This window comes from Nocardioides sp. Root1257 (assembly GCF_001425175.1).
GTDB lineage: Bacteria > Actinomycetota > Actinomycetes > Propionibacteriales > Nocardioidaceae > Nocardioides.
In genome coordinates, this window is sequence record NZ_LMDV01000008.1 from 747,678 (window position 1) to 764,198 (window position 16,521).

The 16,521-nt window shown below is 69.2% G+C and carries 13 protein-coding genes and 2 pseudogenes; 7 read left to right on the top strand and 8 right to left on the bottom strand.

Going from position 1 to position 16,521, the window contains the following annotated elements:
* Positions 1-82: 82 nt before the first annotated feature.
* A complete protein-coding gene (locus ASC77_RS11665) occupies positions 83-1,726 on the bottom strand; it encodes an acetyl-CoA acetyltransferase (RefSeq protein ID WP_082574644.1) in 1,644 nt (547 codons plus the stop codon).
* A gap of 81 nt (positions 1,727-1,807) precedes the next feature.
* On the opposite strand from ASC77_RS11665, the gene ASC77_RS11670 reads away from it, so the two are divergent.
* On the top strand, positions 1,808-2,269 hold the full coding sequence (locus tag ASC77_RS11670) for a hypothetical protein (protein WP_056152518.1): 462 nt from the start codon (positions 1,808-1,810) through the stop codon (positions 2,267-2,269).
* 280 nt (positions 2,270-2,549) lie between these two features.
* On the opposite strand, the pseudogene ASC77_RS11675 reads toward ASC77_RS11670, so the two are convergent.
* Positions 2,550-3,404 (bottom strand): annotated as a pseudogene (locus tag ASC77_RS11675) (PPK2 family polyphosphate kinase); the annotation flags it as partial.
* 2 nt (positions 3,405-3,406) lie between these two features.
* Positions 3,407-5,140, bottom strand: coding sequence for a phospholipase D family protein (locus ASC77_RS11680; protein ID WP_162249820.1), 1,734 nt, complete (start codon positions 5,138-5,140; stop codon positions 3,407-3,409).
* Positions 5,141-5,229: 89 nt separating this feature from the next.
* Here ASC77_RS11680 and ASC77_RS11685 point away from each other — a divergent pair, with 89 nt between their 5' ends.
* The 4 genes from ASC77_RS11685 to ASC77_RS11700 are packed head-to-tail and all read left to right on the top strand — an operon-like array spanning position 5,230 to position 8,455.
* Positions 5,230-5,955 (top strand): phosphatase PAP2 family protein, encoded by a 726-nt coding sequence (locus ASC77_RS11685; RefSeq protein ID WP_200944963.1) that lies wholly within the window; start codon positions 5,230-5,232, stop codon positions 5,953-5,955.
* Positions 5,930-6,679, top strand: coding sequence for a phosphatase PAP2 family protein (locus ASC77_RS11690; protein ID WP_056152526.1), 750 nt, complete (start codon positions 5,930-5,932; stop codon positions 6,677-6,679). The genes ASC77_RS11685 and ASC77_RS11690 overlap by 26 nt, the downstream gene beginning before the upstream one ends.
* A gap of 35 nt (positions 6,680-6,714) precedes the next feature.
* Positions 6,715-7,527 carry a DUF1206 domain-containing protein gene (locus tag ASC77_RS11695; RefSeq protein ID WP_200944964.1) on the top strand — a complete coding sequence of 271 codons (813 nt, stop codon included), beginning with the start codon at positions 6,715-6,717 and terminating at the stop codon, positions 7,525-7,527.
* The gene (locus tag ASC77_RS11700; RefSeq protein ID WP_056152531.1) at positions 7,514-8,455 is read left to right on the top strand and encodes a diacylglycerol/lipid kinase family protein; all 942 of its coding nucleotides are present in this window, start codon (positions 7,514-7,516) and stop codon (positions 8,453-8,455) included. Before ASC77_RS11695 ends, ASC77_RS11700 begins: the two co-directional genes overlap by 14 nt.
* 33 nt (positions 8,456-8,488) lie before the next feature.
* On the opposite strand, the gene ASC77_RS11705 is transcribed toward ASC77_RS11700, so the two are convergent.
* Both ASC77_RS11705 and icmF read right to left on the bottom strand, forming a co-directional pair.
* Positions 8,489-9,244 (bottom strand): helical backbone metal receptor, encoded by a 756-nt coding sequence (locus ASC77_RS11705; RefSeq protein WP_056154052.1) that lies wholly within the window; start codon positions 9,242-9,244, stop codon positions 8,489-8,491.
* 2 nt (positions 9,245-9,246) lie between these two features.
* Positions 9,247-12,462 (bottom strand): fused isobutyryl-CoA mutase/GTPase IcmF, encoded by a 3,216-nt coding sequence (gene icmF, locus ASC77_RS11710; protein ID WP_056152534.1) that lies wholly within the window; start codon positions 12,460-12,462, stop codon positions 9,247-9,249.
* A 149-nt stretch (positions 12,463-12,611) separates the two neighbouring features.
* On the opposite strand from icmF, the pseudogene ASC77_RS11715 reads away from it, so the two are divergent.
* Positions 12,612-12,782, top strand: a pseudogene (locus ASC77_RS11715) (DUF255 domain-containing protein); the annotation flags it as partial.
* Between the two features lie 173 nt (positions 12,783-12,955).
* Here ASC77_RS11715 and ASC77_RS11720 read toward each other — a convergent pair.
* Positions 12,956-13,246 (bottom strand): DUF4193 family protein, encoded by a 291-nt coding sequence (locus ASC77_RS11720; RefSeq protein WP_056152539.1) that lies wholly within the window; start codon positions 13,244-13,246, stop codon positions 12,956-12,958.
* Positions 13,247-13,536: 290 nt separating this feature from the next.
* On the opposite strand from ASC77_RS11720, the gene ASC77_RS26605 reads away from it, so the two are divergent.
* On the top strand, positions 13,537-13,980 hold the full coding sequence (locus tag ASC77_RS26605) for a hypothetical protein (protein WP_156391038.1): 444 nt from the start codon (positions 13,537-13,539) through the stop codon (positions 13,978-13,980).
* A gap of 61 nt (positions 13,981-14,041) precedes the next feature.
* Here the strand turns inward: ASC77_RS26605 and ASC77_RS11730 are convergent, their stop codons facing one another.
* Positions 14,042-14,911 carry a DNA adenine methylase gene (locus ASC77_RS11730; RefSeq protein WP_056152544.1) on the bottom strand — a complete coding sequence of 290 codons (870 nt, stop codon included), beginning with the start codon at positions 14,909-14,911 and terminating at the stop codon, positions 14,042-14,044.
* Positions 14,908-16,269 (bottom strand): hypothetical protein, encoded by a 1,362-nt coding sequence (locus tag ASC77_RS26610; RefSeq protein WP_156391039.1) that lies wholly within the window; start codon positions 16,267-16,269, stop codon positions 14,908-14,910. The genes ASC77_RS11730 and ASC77_RS26610 overlap by 4 nt, the downstream gene beginning before the upstream one ends.
* Positions 16,270-16,521 lie beyond the last annotated feature (252 nt).

The following is a 16,521-nucleotide window of genomic DNA, read 5'->3' on the forward strand; positions in this document are numbered from 1 at the left end:
CTGATCATCCTGGCGATCGTCGCCCTCGTGCTGTTCATCCTCGGCCGCGTGCGCGGCGGCCGCGGCGTCTGAGCGCCGGCTCTCAGAGCAGCGCGTCGAACTCCGCCGCCTGCCGGTCGGTCTCGGAGCGATCCGGGCCGGCCGGGGGCCGCGGCCTCGTCGCGTCCATCCGCTCCCGGGTCGTCGTGACCCGGTTGGCGTCGTCGAACGCCCGCACGTAGATCCGCTGCCCGACCGGGTCGGGCCCGGCGAGCAGGTCGAGCATCTCGGTGTCCCCGCCGGACGTCTTGGCGAGGAAGCGCTCCCCGGTCGCCTCCAGGCGACCCACCACGGTGCCGGAGCGCCGGTCGCCGGGCAGGAAGCGCACGGAGTAGGTCTCGATCGTCGCCCACCCCTCCGGGGTGTGTGAGTACGGCGTGGTCGGCCACGCGTCGATCTCCGCCTGCAGCTCGGCGCTCCGATCGGGCCGCCACTCGACCGGTCGGGCCGAGTAGAGGCCGACCGAGTACTTCGACATGGTGCCGCCGTTGGCGCCGACCATCCCGAGCTCGTCGCGGTGCGCCCGGCAGCGCTGCACCGTCTCGGCGATCGCGTGCATCGAGTAGTTGTTGCCCGAGCCGCCGAAGAACGGCAGGCCGCCGGTCAGCGTCAGTCCACGTGGGTCGTCCGCGGTCAGGTCGAGCGCGTCGAGCACGACCGACACCGCGACCGGGAAGCACGAGTAGAGGTCGAGGAAGTCGACGTCGTCGAGCTCGGCGCCCGCGACGTCGAGCGCATGCCGCACGGCCAGCTCGGCGACCGGGTAGCGGCTCAGGTCGTCGCGCTCCAGGAGCTCGGCACTGCGCAGGTCCGCGTGGCCGTGCAGGAAGACCCAGCGATCCTCCGCCACCCCGAGGCGACGGGCCGCGGCCACCGACATGAGCAGCACCGCCGCCCCCTGGTTGACCTGGTCGCGGGCGACCAGGAAGCGCGGGTAGGGGTCCACGATCGGTCGGTTGCGCTCGGTCGGCGTCACCAGCTCGGCGGCGGTCCGCTCGGTCGGCGCCGCGGCCAGCGGGTTGGTGGCCGCGACCTTCGTGAACGGGGCGAACAGCTCGCCCATCTGCTCGTCGTACGCCGCCCGGGACAGGCCGAGCCGGGCCCGTCGGGCGTTCTCGAGCATGGCGTACTGCACCGGGGCGCCGATCAGGCCGTGGGTGACGGTATGCCACGAGACCAGACCGCGGAGCCCGGCGCCGCGGTCGTCGAGCTGGCCGCCGACGGTCTCGGTGAAGTCGGGCCGGTCGTCCCGGCCGTCGAAGTGCCGTGCCGTCGAGATCGCCTCGGCGCCGGCGAGCAGCACGACCTGGCGCCGACCTGCCGCGATGTCGCCCGCCATCTCCGTCACCAGCCGCTGGGGCGCCTGGCCGCCGGCGACCTCGAGGATCGCATCCGCCGGGTCGGCGCCGACCCGGGCGGTCACGGCGCGCGGGAAGTTGTCGGCCGCGCCCAGGGTGACCTCGATGCCCGGGCCGGAGATCTCGAACTGGCGCACGCCGGCGACCGTGTCGACCGCCGCCGCGAGGGCGACGACGTCCGCGCCGGTGTCGCCGAGAGCGGCTGTCGCCGCGCGAGCGGCCAGGTCGGCCGCGGAGAGCGCCTCGTACCCGTCCTGGTCGATGCGCTCGGCGTACTGGCCCACGCCGACGAGCACGGGCGTGGTGGGGTCGAGGTCGCTGGCAGGCATGGCGTGACGGTAGTCGCGACGGCCACGTTCACCCGGTCCGGGTGACGCGGTTCACAGCGTCCAGGTGGTCTGCTGAGGGCCATGTCTGACAGTGCGCCCGCCGGTGCAGGACCGGCCACGAGCAACGACAGGGCGGTCCGGGTCGTCGGGATCGTCGTCGCCGTCCTGGGAGCCGTCTTCCTGGTCGCCGGGATCGTCACCTACGCGGTCGTCTCCAGCACCCTCGCGGACCAGAACATCACGGTGTCCGACGACGCCGCCCACTTCGCGGGCAAGGACGTGAAGGGGCCGTTCACGGCGTACGCCCAGGCCGACATCATCAACAAGCACGCGCTGGAGATCGGCGGCGGCAAGACCTACGCCGAGCTCCCGCAGGACGACCCCAACCGCGACACGGTGATGACGGCGTCGTTCCTGCAGGCGAGCCTGTTCACCTCGGTGGTCGCCTTCGGCGTCGCTGCGTTCGTGTCGGTGATCGGCGTGGTGCTGATGCTGCTGGGCTGGGTGCTGATCCGGCTCGCGCGCCGGCCGGTCGTGGCCTGACCCGTCGTCGGGTTCAGCCCGGTCAGGCCTCGTCGCGCTCGGCGAGGAGGACGGACTTCTGCGTGCGCGTCCGCTGCAGGTCGAGCATGGCGGCGGCCGCGGTGGCGACCGCCTCGGCCTCACGGGCCTCGGCCTCCGCCTCGGCGACCGGGTCCGACCCGGCGACCGCCTCCAGCGACCGCGCCGCCTCCTCCCGCACCCGGCGGTCGTCCCGCACGGCCTTCTTCACCTGGCGGCGGGTCTCCTTCAGCGAGGCGCGGAGGGCGCGGGTGCTCATCGTCTCGGCCAGCTGACGGCGCTGGGCCTCGGGGTCCCACCGGACCGTCGGCCACTCGGGGTCCATCTCGATCAGGGTCTGGGCGAGGATCTCCGTGATCGCCAGCCGGGCGTACCACTTGTGGTCCGCCGGGATGACGTACCAGGGCGCGGCCTCCGTCGACGTACGCCGGAAGACGTCGGCGTACGCCTCCTGGTAGTCGTCCCACTTGCGCCGGGTGGGCACGTCGTTCTTGCTGTACTTCCAGCGCTTGTCGGGTCGGTCGAGGCGCTTCATGAGCCGGAGCCCCTGCTCGTCGTGGCTGACCATGAGGCCGAACTTGAGCACGGTCGTCCCCGAGGCGACGAGCTCCGCCTCGAAGTCGTTGATCTCGTCGTAGCGCTTCTCCCACACGTCCGGGGCGACCAGTCCGTCGACCCGGGCGACCAGCACGTCCTCGTAGTGCGAGCGGTCGAAGACGCCGATGAGGCCGGGCCGCGGCAGCGCCTTCCTGATCCGCCACAGGAAGTGGTGCTCCTGCTCCTCGTCGGTCGGTGCGCCGAACGAGCGGAGCGCCACGCCCTGCGGGTCCACCTTGCTCATCACGTGGCGGGTGACGCCGCCCTTGCCGGCGGTGTCGAGCCCCTGGACCACGACGAGCAGCGACCGCTTGCCGCCGGAGCGGCCCTCGGCGAAGAGCCGCTCCTGGAGCTCGCTCAGGAGGTCGCCACGCTCGCCGCCGAAGCGGCGCGCGTCCTTCTTGCCCGAGGTCCAGCCGGGCGTGCCGCCCCGGTCGAGGTCGTCGAGGTCGAAGTCCTCGTCCGCCCGCAGCTCGTCGCGCGGGTCGGCACCCCACAGGTCGCCGTCTCGTCTGCTCATCGTCAGCTCCCTTGTCCTGGACGCGGTCGTCCGTCCGGGTCGAACACCAGGTCGTACAGGCGCGGCGCCCACACCAGCTGCGCGCGGGTGAGCTCGGGGGTCGACAGTCGCCGGAGCCGGCCGGGTGGCCGCTGCTGCTCGCGCGCGACCGCGGCGTACGCCGTGGCCCGGTCCAGCACCCGGCGGCGCCGGTAGGCGTGCCCGGGGAGGTTGCGGCTCACCGACTGCGGCACCGGCACGGGCCGCCGCGGTCGCTTGTCGGCCAGCCGCCCGCGCACGCCCGTACGGCGGTCCGGGTCGCCGTCGCCGTACCAGTCGTCGAGCGCGTCGGCGCACGACGTCATCGCGTCGAAGAGGTCGTGCGGGTCCTCCGGGACGTCGGCCTCGTCGCACCCGAGGTGCTCGGCGACCAGCGTCCGCAGCAGCACGCGCGGGAAGGAGTCGCGGGGCGCCGGGTCGTCGGCCTCGCCGCGGTCGTCGACCACGGCGCAGGCGATCTCGCTGTCACTCGTCCAGGACCGGCGGTTGAGGTTGTCGGAGCCGACGCTCGCCCAGCGGTGGTCGATGATGCAGGTCTTGGAGTGCACGTAGACGGGCATGCCGTTGTCGTTGGTCAGCCCGAAGATGGCGACCCGGTCGCCGCCCGCCTCGATGATCTTGCGCATCGCCAGGGACCGGCCGTAGAGCTGCGGCAGCTCCACCGCCGCACCCTCCCGGTCGGGCACCATCGGCAGCACGATGATCAGGCGGAGGTCGGGCTTGGCGCGCAGCGCGCCGGCGAAGTGGTCGCCCACCTCCTCGGACCACAGGAACTGGTCCTCGACGTAGACCAGCCGCTCCGCGTTGGCGATCGCCTTGGCGTTGCCGAGCATCACCGACCGCTCGCCGTCCGGCGCGAAGTCGTAGGACTTGGGATAGATGACCGGGAAGGTCCGCATGACCTGCACGACCTCGTGGCCGCCCTCCCTGGCCGGTGGAGGTGGGGCCTGCTCGCCCAGGGGCTCGGGGGAGAGGTCCTCGCGGTGCACGAAGCTGGACAGCAGGCGTCCGGGGTTGAGGGTCAGTGGGGTGCTGTCCTCCCACCGCTCCCGGAAGGTCGTCTCCACGTCGTGGACCGCAGGACCCTGGATCGCCACCTGGACGTCGTGCCAGGCGGGGGTGGGGCCGTACGCGCGCGCCATCTCGACCGGCTGCCGGTCGCCCTGGTGCTTCGCGTCGTCGCGGCGCCCGTGGCACAGGTCGATGCCGCCGACGTACGCCACGTCGCGGTTCGGGTCGTCGCCGTGGCGGATCACGACGAGCTTCTGGTGGTGGGCGCCGCGGGTGCGGACCCGCATGTCCCGCAGGCACTGACCGCCGGCCTCGCCGATCTCCTCGCCGAGCTGGCGGTGCCGGTGCGCGCTGAAGCCGAGCCGGTGCCAGTGGGAGCGCCACAGCAGCCCGCGGACGTCCACCCCTCGGCGTACGGCGTCGATGAGCGTGTTGTTGAGCGTCGACCGGGGGTCGTCGGTGAGCTGCTGGTCGGGGTCGCCCTGCCAGTCGGCGAAGTAGAAGCGGTCGCCGGGGCCGAGCGCGCAGATGCGCTCGTGCAGCTCCGCGAAGTAGTCGCGACCATGGACCAGCGCGCGCACCGAGTTGCCGCTGCTCCAGGCCGTCCCGTCGCCGCGCACCGCATCGATCGCGGTGTGCGGGTTCTCCCTCTCCTCGCTGCCCAGGAGCCACTCCCTCACGTCCACGGCGGGCATTCTGCTCGTCCTGCCGAGGTCGCAAACAACCACCCGTTCGGTGCGTTTGGGCCGGCGGTGCGCTGCGCAAGATCCGTTGCATGGGAGGCATGGAGGGGCACCCGGGTCGAGCGCGCCGTTTGACCCGCGCCGTCGTGTACGCCGTCGTCGTGGCGGTGCCGATCGCCGTGCTCGCCTTCCTGGTCCGCTCGAAGTTCGACCCGCTCGCGGACCTCGACCAGGCGGTCAGCCTCCGGGCCACGGACTTCACCCGCGCGCACGACGGCTTCCGCTCGGTGGCCGAGACCTGGGAGCTGATCAGCCAGCCCTGGGTGATGTACGCCGTGGTCGGCATCCCCCTCTGCCTGCTGGCCTGGTTCCGGCTCCACCTGCGCACGCGGGCCATGTGGGCAGTGGCGACGATGGCCGCCGGGTGGCTCCTTGCCGTGCTCCTCAAGATGCTGGTGCAGCGGACGCGGCCGGTGATCGAGGAGCCGTTCGCCGTGCACCACGGCTACTCGTTCCCCTCGGGCCACGCGACGAACAACGCGATCGTGATCACGGTCGTCCTCCTGCTGCTGCGCCCGGTCCTGGGTGTGGCGGCTCGGCGCGTGCTGCTCGCGGTCGGTGCCGGGTGGGTACTGCTCACCTGTGCGGATCGCATCTTCATGGGCGCGCACTTCCTCTCCGACGTGACTGCCGGCGTGCTGCTCGGGGTCGGCTTCTGCGTCGCGTCGTACGCCGGCTACGTGGGCTGGAGCCCACCTGCGCCTACTGACACACACCTGAAGGAGTCCGCAGATGACGATGCTCACGAGATGGCATGACGACCAGTCACGCCCGACCCTGAAGGAAGCGGGCCGCGACCTCGCCGTACGCGTGCTCGCACCGCTGCTGGTGTGGTGGCTGGTCGTGCTGGCGATCGGCTGGATGTTCGCGGACGGCCCGCTGAAGGACCTCGGGATCTCCGAGGAGAGCGTCAACAAGTCGCTCGAGTCGTCGCGGACCGACTTCTTCAACAACGTCACGTTCGTCTTCTCGTGGACCGGCGCGACGGTGAGCATCATCGGGCTCTGCCTGGTCGTCGTGGCCGTCGTGTGGTGGCGCACGCGCCAGTGGTGGTACGCCGTCGTGCCGCTCATCGCGATCTCGGCACAGGCCCTGGTCTTCTTCCTCACCACCCTGCTCATCGACCGCCAGCGGCCGGACGTGGAGAAGCTCGACGACTCGCCGCCGACCTCCAGCTTCCCCAGCGGGCACACCGGTGCGGCCACCGGCCTCTACTTCACGCTGGCCCTGATGGCGCTGCGGATCCGGCAGCCGGCACTGCGCGCCGTCGTCGTGACGGTCTGCCTGCTGGTCCCGTTCGCGGTGGGGTCGGCTCGGATCTACCGCGGCATGCACCACGTCAGCGACGTCGTCGTCGCGATCTTCAACGGCCTCGTCGCGTGCCTGCTGGCCTGGCACTGGCTGCGCCGGGACCCGGCACGCGGGACCGGCGAGGGCGAGGAGCCTGCGGTCGCAGGCATGCCGGCGCGGCAGGGCGGGTAGGTCTTCCTACGGGGACGGGAGACATGAGGGAGACCATGACCAATCAGGACATGTCGGCGCAGGTGGGACGCGCCACGACTGCCGCCAAGGGAGCCGCCGCGCAGGCGGGGGACAGCAAGGTCGTCGAGTGGGGAGCTCGGCTGGGGTACGCCGCGAGCGGGGTGCTCCACCTCGTGCTGGCGTGGCTCACCGTCCAGATCGCGCTGGGCGAGGGCGGCCAGGCGAGCCAGTCGGGAGCACTGGGCACCGTGGCACAGCAGCCCTTCGGGATGTTCCTTCTCTGGGTGCTGGCCATCGGCTTCACCCTGCTCGCGCTGTGGCAGGTGACCGAGGTGCTCACCGGCCGCGAGGCCTTCGACAAGGCCAAGGCGGCGGGCAAGGCGGTGCTGTACGCCGCGCTCGCCTACACCGGCTTCGTGTTCGCGCTCGGCGGTCGCACGTCCAGCAACAAGCAGACCAAGGACTTCACGCGGACGCTGATGGAGGCACCTGCCGGGCGGGTGCTGGTCGGGCTGCTCGGCCTGGGCATCGTCGGGGTCGCGCTCTACCACGTCTACAAGGGGTGGAAGAAGAAGTTCCTCGACGACCTGCAGGAGCACCCCGGCCAGTGGGCGGTCGTGGCCGCCCGGGTCGGCTACATCGGCAAGGGCATCGCGCTCGTCGCGGTCGGCGTGCTCTTCATCGCCGCCGCGTTCCAGCAGCACCTGGGGAAGACCACCGGTCTGGACGGGGCGCTGAAGTCGCTGCGCGACCTACCCGCAGGCACCGTGATCCTGATCGGCATCGCGCTCGGCCTGGCGGCGTACGGCGTCTACTCGTTCGCCCGGGCTCGCTATGCGCGCGTCTGAGATCGTCGTCGTCGTCAACCCGACCAAGGTCGACGTCGACGAGGTCCGCGAGACGCTGGAGAAGGTGGCCGAGGAGGCGGGCGCGCCCAGGCCGACGATCGTGGAGACGACCGAGGACGACCCCGGCTTCGGCCAGACCCGGGACGCGGTGGAGGCCGGTGCCACCGTCGTGTGCGCCCTCGGCGGCGACGGGACCGTCCGCGCGGTCGCGCAGGAGCTCGTGGGCACCGGCGTCCCGATCGGACTGCTGCCCGGCGGCACCGGCAACCTCCTGGCACGCAACGTCGGCGGGCGGGTCGACCCGCTGGAGGACGCCGCGCGCGTGGCGTTCGCCGGGCAGGACCGCACGATCGACGTCGGGTGGCTGGTGCTCGACCCGACCCCCGACCAGCTCGAGGGCATCCCGGACGCCGCCGACAACGTGCACTGCTTCACCGTCATGGCCGGAGTCGGCTTCGACGCCCAGATGATGGCCGACGCACCCGAGGGTGTGAAGGACAAGGTGGGCTGGGCGGCCTACGTCGCCAGCGGCGGCAAGCACCTGACCGACCCGCCGTTCTCCCTCGACCTCGTGGTCGACGGCGAGCCGTCCGCGGCCCGCAAGGCGCGGACCGTCGTGGTCGGCAACTGCGGCGAGCTCACCGGCGGGATGGTGCTGCTGCCCGACGCGCTGTTCGACGACGGCAAGCTCGACGTCGCGACCGTCGGCCCGGAGAGCCTCACGCAGTGGATCGGTGTCGCGGCGCGCGTGCTGGCCAACCGTGACGACGGCCCCGCGCTCGAGCGGACCGCGGGCGGCGACATCACGCTGACCGTCGATCCACCTCAGCTGTGCGAGGTCGACGGCGACGTGCTCACCGAGGCGTCCACCGTCCGGTTCGTCCTCCAGCCGGGCTCGCTCGTCGTGCGGGTCGCAGACGACGGCTGACCATCGGGGACGTCGCCGTTCCGAGGCGGGACGTCAGAGGTCGGCGAGGTGGAGCTCGGTCACCGCCCCGACGAGCGAGGGCCCGTACCAGGTGATGTCGCGGCCGCTCACCAGCATCGTGGGCGTCCGCGTGAAGGCCTCCGGCCCGTCGTCGGCCGAGAAGACGTACGGCTCGTCGGGCAGCAGGACGAGGTCGGCCCCGGCGCCGTCCAGCTCGTCGATGCCGACGTGCGGGTAGCGCTCGGGGCTCTCGGCGAAGACGTTCTGCCACCCCAGGCGCCGCAGCAGGTCCCCGGTGAAGGTGTCGCGGCCGACGACCATCCACGGGTCGCGCCAGATGGGGACGACGACTCGGGCCGTGACCGGTGGCAGCGGACCGCACCACCGCCGGGCGGCCTCGCCCAGCCAGGCCGGCCGGGGCCAGCCGAGCGCGTCGTCGAAGAGCCGGCCGATCGAGCTGATCGCCTGGGGGACGGTCGTGATCTCCGTGACCCAGACCGGGATGCCGGCGGCTCGGAGCCGGCGTACGTCGAGCTCGCGGTTCTCCTCCTTGTTGGCGACGACGAGGTCGGGTCCGAGCAGCGCGATCTTGTGGAGGTCGGGGTTCTTGGTCCCGCGGACCCGCGCCGCGTCCAGGCCGGGCGGGTGCGAGCACCAGTCGGTGACCCCGACGAGGGCCTCGGGGCGGGACATCGCCATCGCCTCGGTCAGCGACGGCACGAGCGAGACGACCCGACCGGCGATGCCGCTGCGGGCGAGGGGCGTCCCGAGGTCGTCTCGTGCCGCCACGGTCACACGTTGCGTCGGTACTGGCCGCCGACCTCGAAGAACGCCTCGGTGACCTGGCCGAGGGTGCAGACCCGGGCAGCGTCCATGAGCACCGCGAACACGTTCTGATCGGTGATCGCCGCCTCCTTGAGGCGCGCGATCGCCTCGGCGGCCTCGGTGCTGTGGGTCTTCTGGAAGGCGTGGGTGCGTTCGAGCTGCGACTGCTTCTCGTCGTCGGTGGCGCGGGCGAGCTCGATGGTCTGCGGGGTGCCGTCGGCGTCCTTGCGGCGGAACGTGTTGACGCCGATGATCGGCAGGCTGCCGTCGTGCTTGCGGTGCTCGTAGAGCATCGACTCGTCCTGGATCCGGCCACGCTGGTAGCCGGTCTCCATCGCGCCGAGCACGCCGCCGCGCTCGCTGATCGCGTCGAACTCGGCGAGCACGGCGGCCTCGACGAGGTCGGTGAGCTCGTCGATGATGAACGACCCCTGGAGCGGGTTCTCGTTCATCGCGAGGCCCCACTCGCGGTTGATGATCAGCTGGATCGCCAGCGCCCGGCGCACCGACTCCTCCGACGGGGTCGTCACGGCCTCGTCGTAGGCGTTGGTGTGCAGGCTGTTGGCGTTGTCGTAGATCGCGATCAGTGCCTGCAGGGTGGTGCGGATGTCGTTGAAGTCCATCTCCTGCGCGTGCAGGGACCGACCGGAGGTCTGCACGTGGTACTTCAGCTTCTGCGAGCGCTCGTTCGCGCCGTACTTCTCCTTCATCGCGACCGCCCAGATCCGGCGCGCGACCCGGCCGATGACCGAGTACTCGGGGTCCATGCCGTTGGAGAAGAAGAAGGACAGGTTGGGCGCGAAGTCGTCGATGTCCATGCCGCGGGCGAGGTAGGACTCGACGTACGTGAACCCGTTGGCGAGGGTGAAGGCGAGCTGGCTGATGGGGTTCGCACCGGCCTCGGCGATGTGGTAGCCCGAGATGCTCACCGAGTAGAAGTTGCGCACCTGCTGCTGGATGAACCACTCCTGGATGTCGGCCATGCACCGCAGCGAGAACTCGGTGGAGAAGAGGCAGGTGTTCTGACCCTGGTCCTCCTTGAGGATGTCGGCCTGCACGGTGCCGCGGACGTTGGCGACGGCGTACGCCGCGAGCATCGCGCGCTCCTCCTCGGACGGGTCCCGGCCCTCCTTGTCGCGGAACGCGTCGACCTGCTGGTCGATGACCGTGTTGAGGAAGAAGGCCAGCACCGTGGGAGCCGGGCCGTTGATCGTCATCGAGACCGACGTCGACGGGGCGACGAGGTCGAAGCCGTCGTAGAGCACCTTCATGTCGTCGAGGGTCGCGACGCTGACGCCCGAGGTGCCGACCTTGCCGTAGATGTCGGGGCGCTCGTCGGGGTCGCGACCGTAGAGGGTCACGGAGTCGAACGCCGTCGAGAGACGCTTGGCGTCGCCGTCGGCGGACAGGATCTTGAAGCGCCGGTTGGTGCGGGCGGGGTCGCCCTCGCCGGCGAACATCCGGGCCGGGTCCTCGCCGTCCCGCTTGAACGGGAACACCCCGGCGGTGAAGGGGAAGTAGCCCGGCAGGTTCTCGCGGCGCCAGAACCGCACCAGCTCGCCGTGGTCGGTGAACCGTGGGAGCGAGACGCGCGGGATCTTGTTGCCGCTCAGCGACTCGCGGGTCAGCCTCGTGGTGATCTCGCGGTCGCGGACCTTGGTGACCTGCTCGTCACCGGAGTACGACGCCACCACCGAGGGCCACTGCTCGATCTGCTTCGCGGTCTCGCGGGGCAGGTCGAGGCCTGCCTTCTCCAGCAGGGCGCCGACCTCCTCGTTGCCGTCCAGCTCGGCCGCCACCGCGGCGACCCGCTGCACCCGGCTCGCCGCCTCGGCGAGCCGCTCGGTCTCCGCGTGGTAGTCGCGGACGGTCTCGGTGATCTCCGCGAGGTAACGGACCCGGTCGCCGGGCACCACCTGGCGGATGCCGGACGAGTGGCGCACGTCGACCTCGGGCAGCGCGCCCTCGCCGAAGGTCATGCCCTTGTCGGTGAGGATGCCGCGCAGGTGCTGGTAGAGCGCCGTCACGCCGTCGTCGTTGAAGGTCGCCGCGGACGTGCCGAAGACCGGCATGTCCGCGGGCTGCTTGCCGAACGCCTCGCGGTTGCGGACCAGCTGGCGGCCGACGTCGCGCAGGGCGTCCTTGGCGCCGCGGCGCTCGAACTTGTTGATCGCCACGACGTCGGCGAAGTCGAGCATGTCGATCTTCTCCAGCTGCGAGGCCGCGCCGAACTCGGGCGTCATCACGTACATCGACGCGTCGACGAACGGCACGATCGCCGCGTCGCCCTGGCCGATGCCGGGTGTCTCCACGACGATCAGGTCGAAGCCGGCGGCGCGGACCGTGTCGACGACGTCGTCGAGGTGGTCGGGCAGCTCGTGGGCGCCGCGCGTCGCGAGGCTGCGGAAGAACACGCGGTCGCCGTCGAGGGAGTTCATCCGGATCCGGTCGCCCAGCAGTGCACCACCGCCGCGACGGCGGGTCGGGTCGACCGCGATCACCGCGACCCGGAGCTTGTCCTGCTGGTCGACGCGGAAGCGACGGACGAGCTCGTCGGTCAGCGAGGACTTCCCCGACCCGCCGGTGCCGGTGATGCCGAGGACCGGTGCGTGGTGCCGGCTCGCGGCGTCCTTGATCGCGGCCAGGGTCTCGGCGGGGAGCGACCCGGTCTCGGCGCCCGTGATGGCCCGGGCGATCGCGAAGCGGTCGCCGCTGATCACCTGCTCGGCGCTCACCTGCTTGCCGGACCACAGGTCGAAGTCGCAGTCGGCGACGACCGAGTTGATCATCCCGACCAGGCCCAGTCGCTGCCCGTCCTCGGGGGAGAAGATGGTGACGCCGGAGCGGCGCAGCCGCTCGATCTCCTCGTGCACGATGACACCGCCGCCACCGCCGACGACCTTGATGTGGTCGGCGCCCTGGGCGCGCAGCGACTCGACGAGGTACTCGAAGTACTCGATGTGCCCGCCCTGGTACGACGACACCGCGACGCCCTGCACGTCCTCCTCGAGAGCGGCGTCGACGACCTCCTGCACGGACCGGTTGTGACCGAGGTGGATGACCTCGCACCCCTGCGACTGGAAGATCCGTCGCATGATGTTGATCGACGCGTCGTGCCCGTCGAACAGGCTCGACGCCGTGACCAGGCGGACCGGGTTCGCGGGCGTGTGCAGATCAGACACTGGGTACCTCGAAAACTAGTTGGACGTCCTACTAAATCAAATACTAGGACATCCAACTAAATCTGACGAGCGGGTGGCTCGGGTGCTCGGTGCCTCTGGGATGCTGGGCGTCGGCCCCCGCACAGCGCCCGCGACCCGGAGGAGATCCCGTGGCGAACCGCCTCACAACCGCCACCTCGCCGTACCTCCTCCAGCACGCCGACAACCCGGTCGACTGGTGGGAGTGGGAGCCGGCCGCGTTCGAGGAGGCGCGGCGCCGCAACGTGCCGGTGCTGCTCAGTGTCGGGTACGCCGCGTGCCACTGGTGCCACGTGACGGCGCGGATGCTCATGGGTTCGCCCTCGGAGGCGATTCACGCTCAAACTAGCGTCAATCGGCACCGTTTTGTATCGCCCGGCTCCGCTACTTGACGCCAATTCCGGGGCTTCGTGTATCACTCTCGTGTATCACTCGGCGCTGGCCGGCCTGAGTGCTCTGGGCGTCTGAACCCGACCTATGCGCAGTCGAGGCAGTGGTCAGGTGATCCCGCCGCGAGTTGCGACCGGTGGTTGATCAAGAAGCAGCTCATGCAGGTGAACTCGTCGGCTCGCTCCGGTGCGACCTCGACCTCGAGCTCGACGCCCGAGAGGTCGGCGCCGGGCAGAGTGACACCGTCGTCCAGGTTCGGCTCGTCGTCGACCTTGTCGCCCTTGGGGGCAACTTTGGCCCGCGCTTCCTCAAGCGCTTCGTCCGGTGCCTGCTCCTCGGGCTTCACCCGAGGGGCGTCATAGTCAGTGCCGGCCACGTCACCTCCTGTCGTAGCTCCCGATCTCCGGCCGGCCGCGTGCGGCTAGCAGGGTTGACGATGCACTACCGCCCAACTGAGACACGTTCTAGCCCGGAGGCTGGACAGCGACGGCACCTCCTCTCGCGCGCAAGTTCTTGCCGGACGAAGCACGCCTGGGTGAGCCAATGGCGCCGTCGCCGGGCACGGGGTCCGGCATCCCAGGACGGGGTGCCTCAGTGCAGACCTTCTTCCGAGCTCCAGTGCAAACTTTCCTTTGTCTTCTCACAATATTTGTGTAGGATCACATTATGAGTAGCACTCCCTTTCAGGACGAAGCATGCCTAGTTGCGCGTCGGTACGGCTTCGACTACGCGCGGATGCAGGTTGAATCGCAATCGGCGAGATCGCACGCCTGGTGGCGGAACCTGACCATGCATGGAGCATGGAGGGGTCCAGGAACCACCCGGGTCGGGCCACCGACCCCCGAAGCGATCCCTGGCATCGCGGCTCTCTTTGGCACCACGGCCGACCAGGTCGCGACGATGATCGCCGCTGACTGGTACGGCGTGAAGCCGGACAGCGATGTGTCTCCCCGAGTTCAGAAGATCGCCGCCGCCCTGGATGATCTCAACGATGACGATCTTGATCTCATTGAGACGTTCATTACCCGCCTTCGTCCAGAGCCCAAGGTTCCGGCAAAGAAGTCGCTAAAGAGGGTCAAGGCCAAGCGGAGCAACCACAGGGTTGCGTAACGGATACCCTAGGACTAGCGCCGAGGGAAGAGGGCCCAGCGAGACAACCTCAGACCTTCGACTAGCCAACCCATCGCGTTTGTCCATTCGGCAGGAGATCGAGCTTGGGTAGTTGCAGCGCGTGGCTGAACACCGCGTACTCAGTGCCAACGTGCTGAACCTGAGCAGTGTGAGCGATATTGAACTGCACCGTTCGGAGGCCCTCGTACAACTCGGTCGTGACCCGTTCGTGCGTGTCGTAGGTCAGGAACCAACGAAGGTCCGTCTTGGACAGCCGCGCCGCCAAGTCCGCGTGATCGTGGGCGCTCAAGGAGTCCATGTACAGGCCGTCTCCCTGAATGAGATATGGCGGGTCTACGTACACGAGCGGGTCTACTTTGTCGGCTTCAAGACGACCTATGAAGTCTCGAGCGTCGAGCTGCGTCACTCGGACGCGATCGCGGTACTGCGACAGGAATCGGACTCGCTGAGCCAGGCTTTCTCGGTTGAATCTGGCGTCGATCTTCCAGCGTCCGGTTTGCTCCAACCCGCCAATGGGTCGTGCGGACAGAATCCCTGATCTGTTGCAGCGGTTTAGGAAGAACGTGGCGAATCCGAGGTCCAAATCATCGTCCTCGCCGCCGGCTTCGTAGATCTCGCGTTGCCGATGCCAGTTCTCTAAGGTGACATCATCTCGTTCAATCCTCGACACGAATGCTTCGGTCTCGAAGAACACGCACCGCCATAGCGCCGCAATGCCTGGGTTGAGGTCGTTGATGTGAACGGCTCTGACATGCTCGTCAATTAGCAGTCGGAGTGCCGCTCCAGCGCCACCTGCAAACGGCTCGGCATACTCGCGAGGACGAGGCGCCTGGGACCGGATGAGCTCGGCGATGAAGGGGGCGAGGCGTCCCTTGCCCCCGGGGTAGCGGAGAGGACTGAGATATCTCACTTGTCAGGTGCCTGGGCTAGCAGCGCGTCGGTCCGTTCCAGCAAGGGCCGGAAGGTGCGGCTGAGCTCCCGCACCTCGCCGACGGTCGGATGAGCCATGACGTTGTGAACGAAGGAGTTCATGGCCTGTACCGCCACTCCCGCGGTGGCGTCCTGGCTGCGGATCCACGCTTGTTTCAGTTCAGGGTCGGCCTTCATCGGATCAACGATCTGCGGGTCCAATTTCCTCAGCACGACCGCGATCTTTGCACGGAGTTTGTCCCCCTCCTGACCCAGTCCAAGTCGAACGACGGCCTCGGTAACGGTGAGTTCGATGACGACCCGTAGCGCTACAGCCGCGATCGCCGCCGACGAGACAAGGTCGACCTTCTGTGCCTGCTCGAGGAACTTAGAAGTCCGTAGATCGACGTACCTCAATTTCAGGCCCTTGAAGATCGCGGTCTCTTCGCGCGGCATACTCCTCCGCATCGTCGGTCCGGGACCGCCCGCCGATTCAGAAGCCGGTTGCACTCGGTCTCCCGGCGCGCCAGCGGCCCGGGGAGCCTCGCGGCGCTGTTCACGAGGTGGGAGCGTCCGTGACTCGGCCGCCTTTTTGATGTACTCAGCTCGCTGAGCCTTGCTCTTGATCTGCGAGACCCCGACCTGGCCCGCGAGGTCGCCGAAGATTTTGCGCACTCCGTCGAGAATGTGTTCCCGGTCAAAGTGGAACTCGACGCCGTCCTCGACGAAATCGAATCCGAAGTTCTGGCGCACGTCGGGGTCGGCTACGAGGCGCCCAAGTGTGGTCAGGCGCTCGCGCTTGACCGTCTCGATGTCAGCGAGGAGTTCCGGCTCGTCGGGAAAGTCTGATGCCACGGCCGAACAGAAGATGTCGGCTCGGTCAGCCTGTGACCCCGGGCGACGTCGAAAGTTGTTGGATTGCCAGGTCTGCCACTCGACCACACCAACGCCTTCGTTCTCGCCGGTGTGCCGGAGCTCCAGCCAGTGTCTCGCAGCATCTCGGTTTTCGGCCTGATAGCAGTGAACGCTCTCCGGGCCGAAACCTCGCTCAGCGATCTTTCGAAAACGTGCAACGGTCGACTTGTCCTCGGCCAGATCGGGGTTACGCAGAAGTTTGAGTGCGGCCAGCCGGCGATTCCCCTCAATGACTACTAGTTGCCCATCTTCCTCGACTAAAACCGGGAGTTCAGTCGGGTTGATGGAGGTCTGAGTCGAGATGTCCTCGGCGAGCTTTTCAAGCTTCCGGGGCGCGTCCGCGAGGAGCCGGTTGACAGCGTCCCGCTGACTTGACGCTTCTCCATCGAAACGAGGATTTCGCTCGTCCAGAAGGAGACTTGCCACGAGATGGTCGCCGTACATGACCGGGACGATGCCACAACCCTGGGTTCCGGGCAGGGCTTCGGAGAGATGGGTAGCGGCCAGATGAGACCAGTTTCCGTTCCCCCAGACCCACAATCGCTCACTTGCCGACACTCGTAGACATAGGCGCGCATGCCCTCGAACTCATAGAAGGACATGAGCTGCTTCGCCCACGCTGAGCGTCGAACGGATCAAGCACGACCGCGGAGCAGCGCTGTGAGCGCGTTCTTGCAGAGCGGCGACGGTCGCCTC

Coding starts and splice junctions, on each gene's coding strand:
- ASC77_RS11665 (WP_082574644.1), bottom strand. CDS start 1,726: ATGCCTGCCAGCGACCTCGACCCCACCACGCCCGTGCTCGTCGGCGTG.
- ASC77_RS11670 (WP_056152518.1), top strand. CDS start 1,808: ATGTCTGACAGTGCGCCCGCCGGTGCAGGACCGGCCACGAGCAACGAC.
- ASC77_RS11685 (WP_200944963.1), top strand. CDS start 5,230: ATGGGAGGCATGGAGGGGCACCCGGGTCGAGCGCGCCGTTTGACCCGC.
- ASC77_RS11690 (WP_056152526.1), top strand. CDS start 5,930: ATGACGATGCTCACGAGATGGCATGACGACCAGTCACGCCCGACCCTG.
- ASC77_RS11695 (WP_200944964.1), top strand. CDS start 6,715: ATGACCAATCAGGACATGTCGGCGCAGGTGGGACGCGCCACGACTGCC.
- ASC77_RS11700 (WP_056152531.1), top strand. CDS start 7,514: ATGCGCGCGTCTGAGATCGTCGTCGTCGTCAACCCGACCAAGGTCGAC.
- ASC77_RS26605 (WP_156391038.1), top strand. CDS start 13,537: ATGAGTAGCACTCCCTTTCAGGACGAAGCATGCCTAGTTGCGCGTCGG.
- ASC77_RS26610 (WP_156391039.1), bottom strand. CDS start 16,269: ATGTACGGCGACCATCTCGTGGCAAGTCTCCTTCTGGACGAGCGAAAT.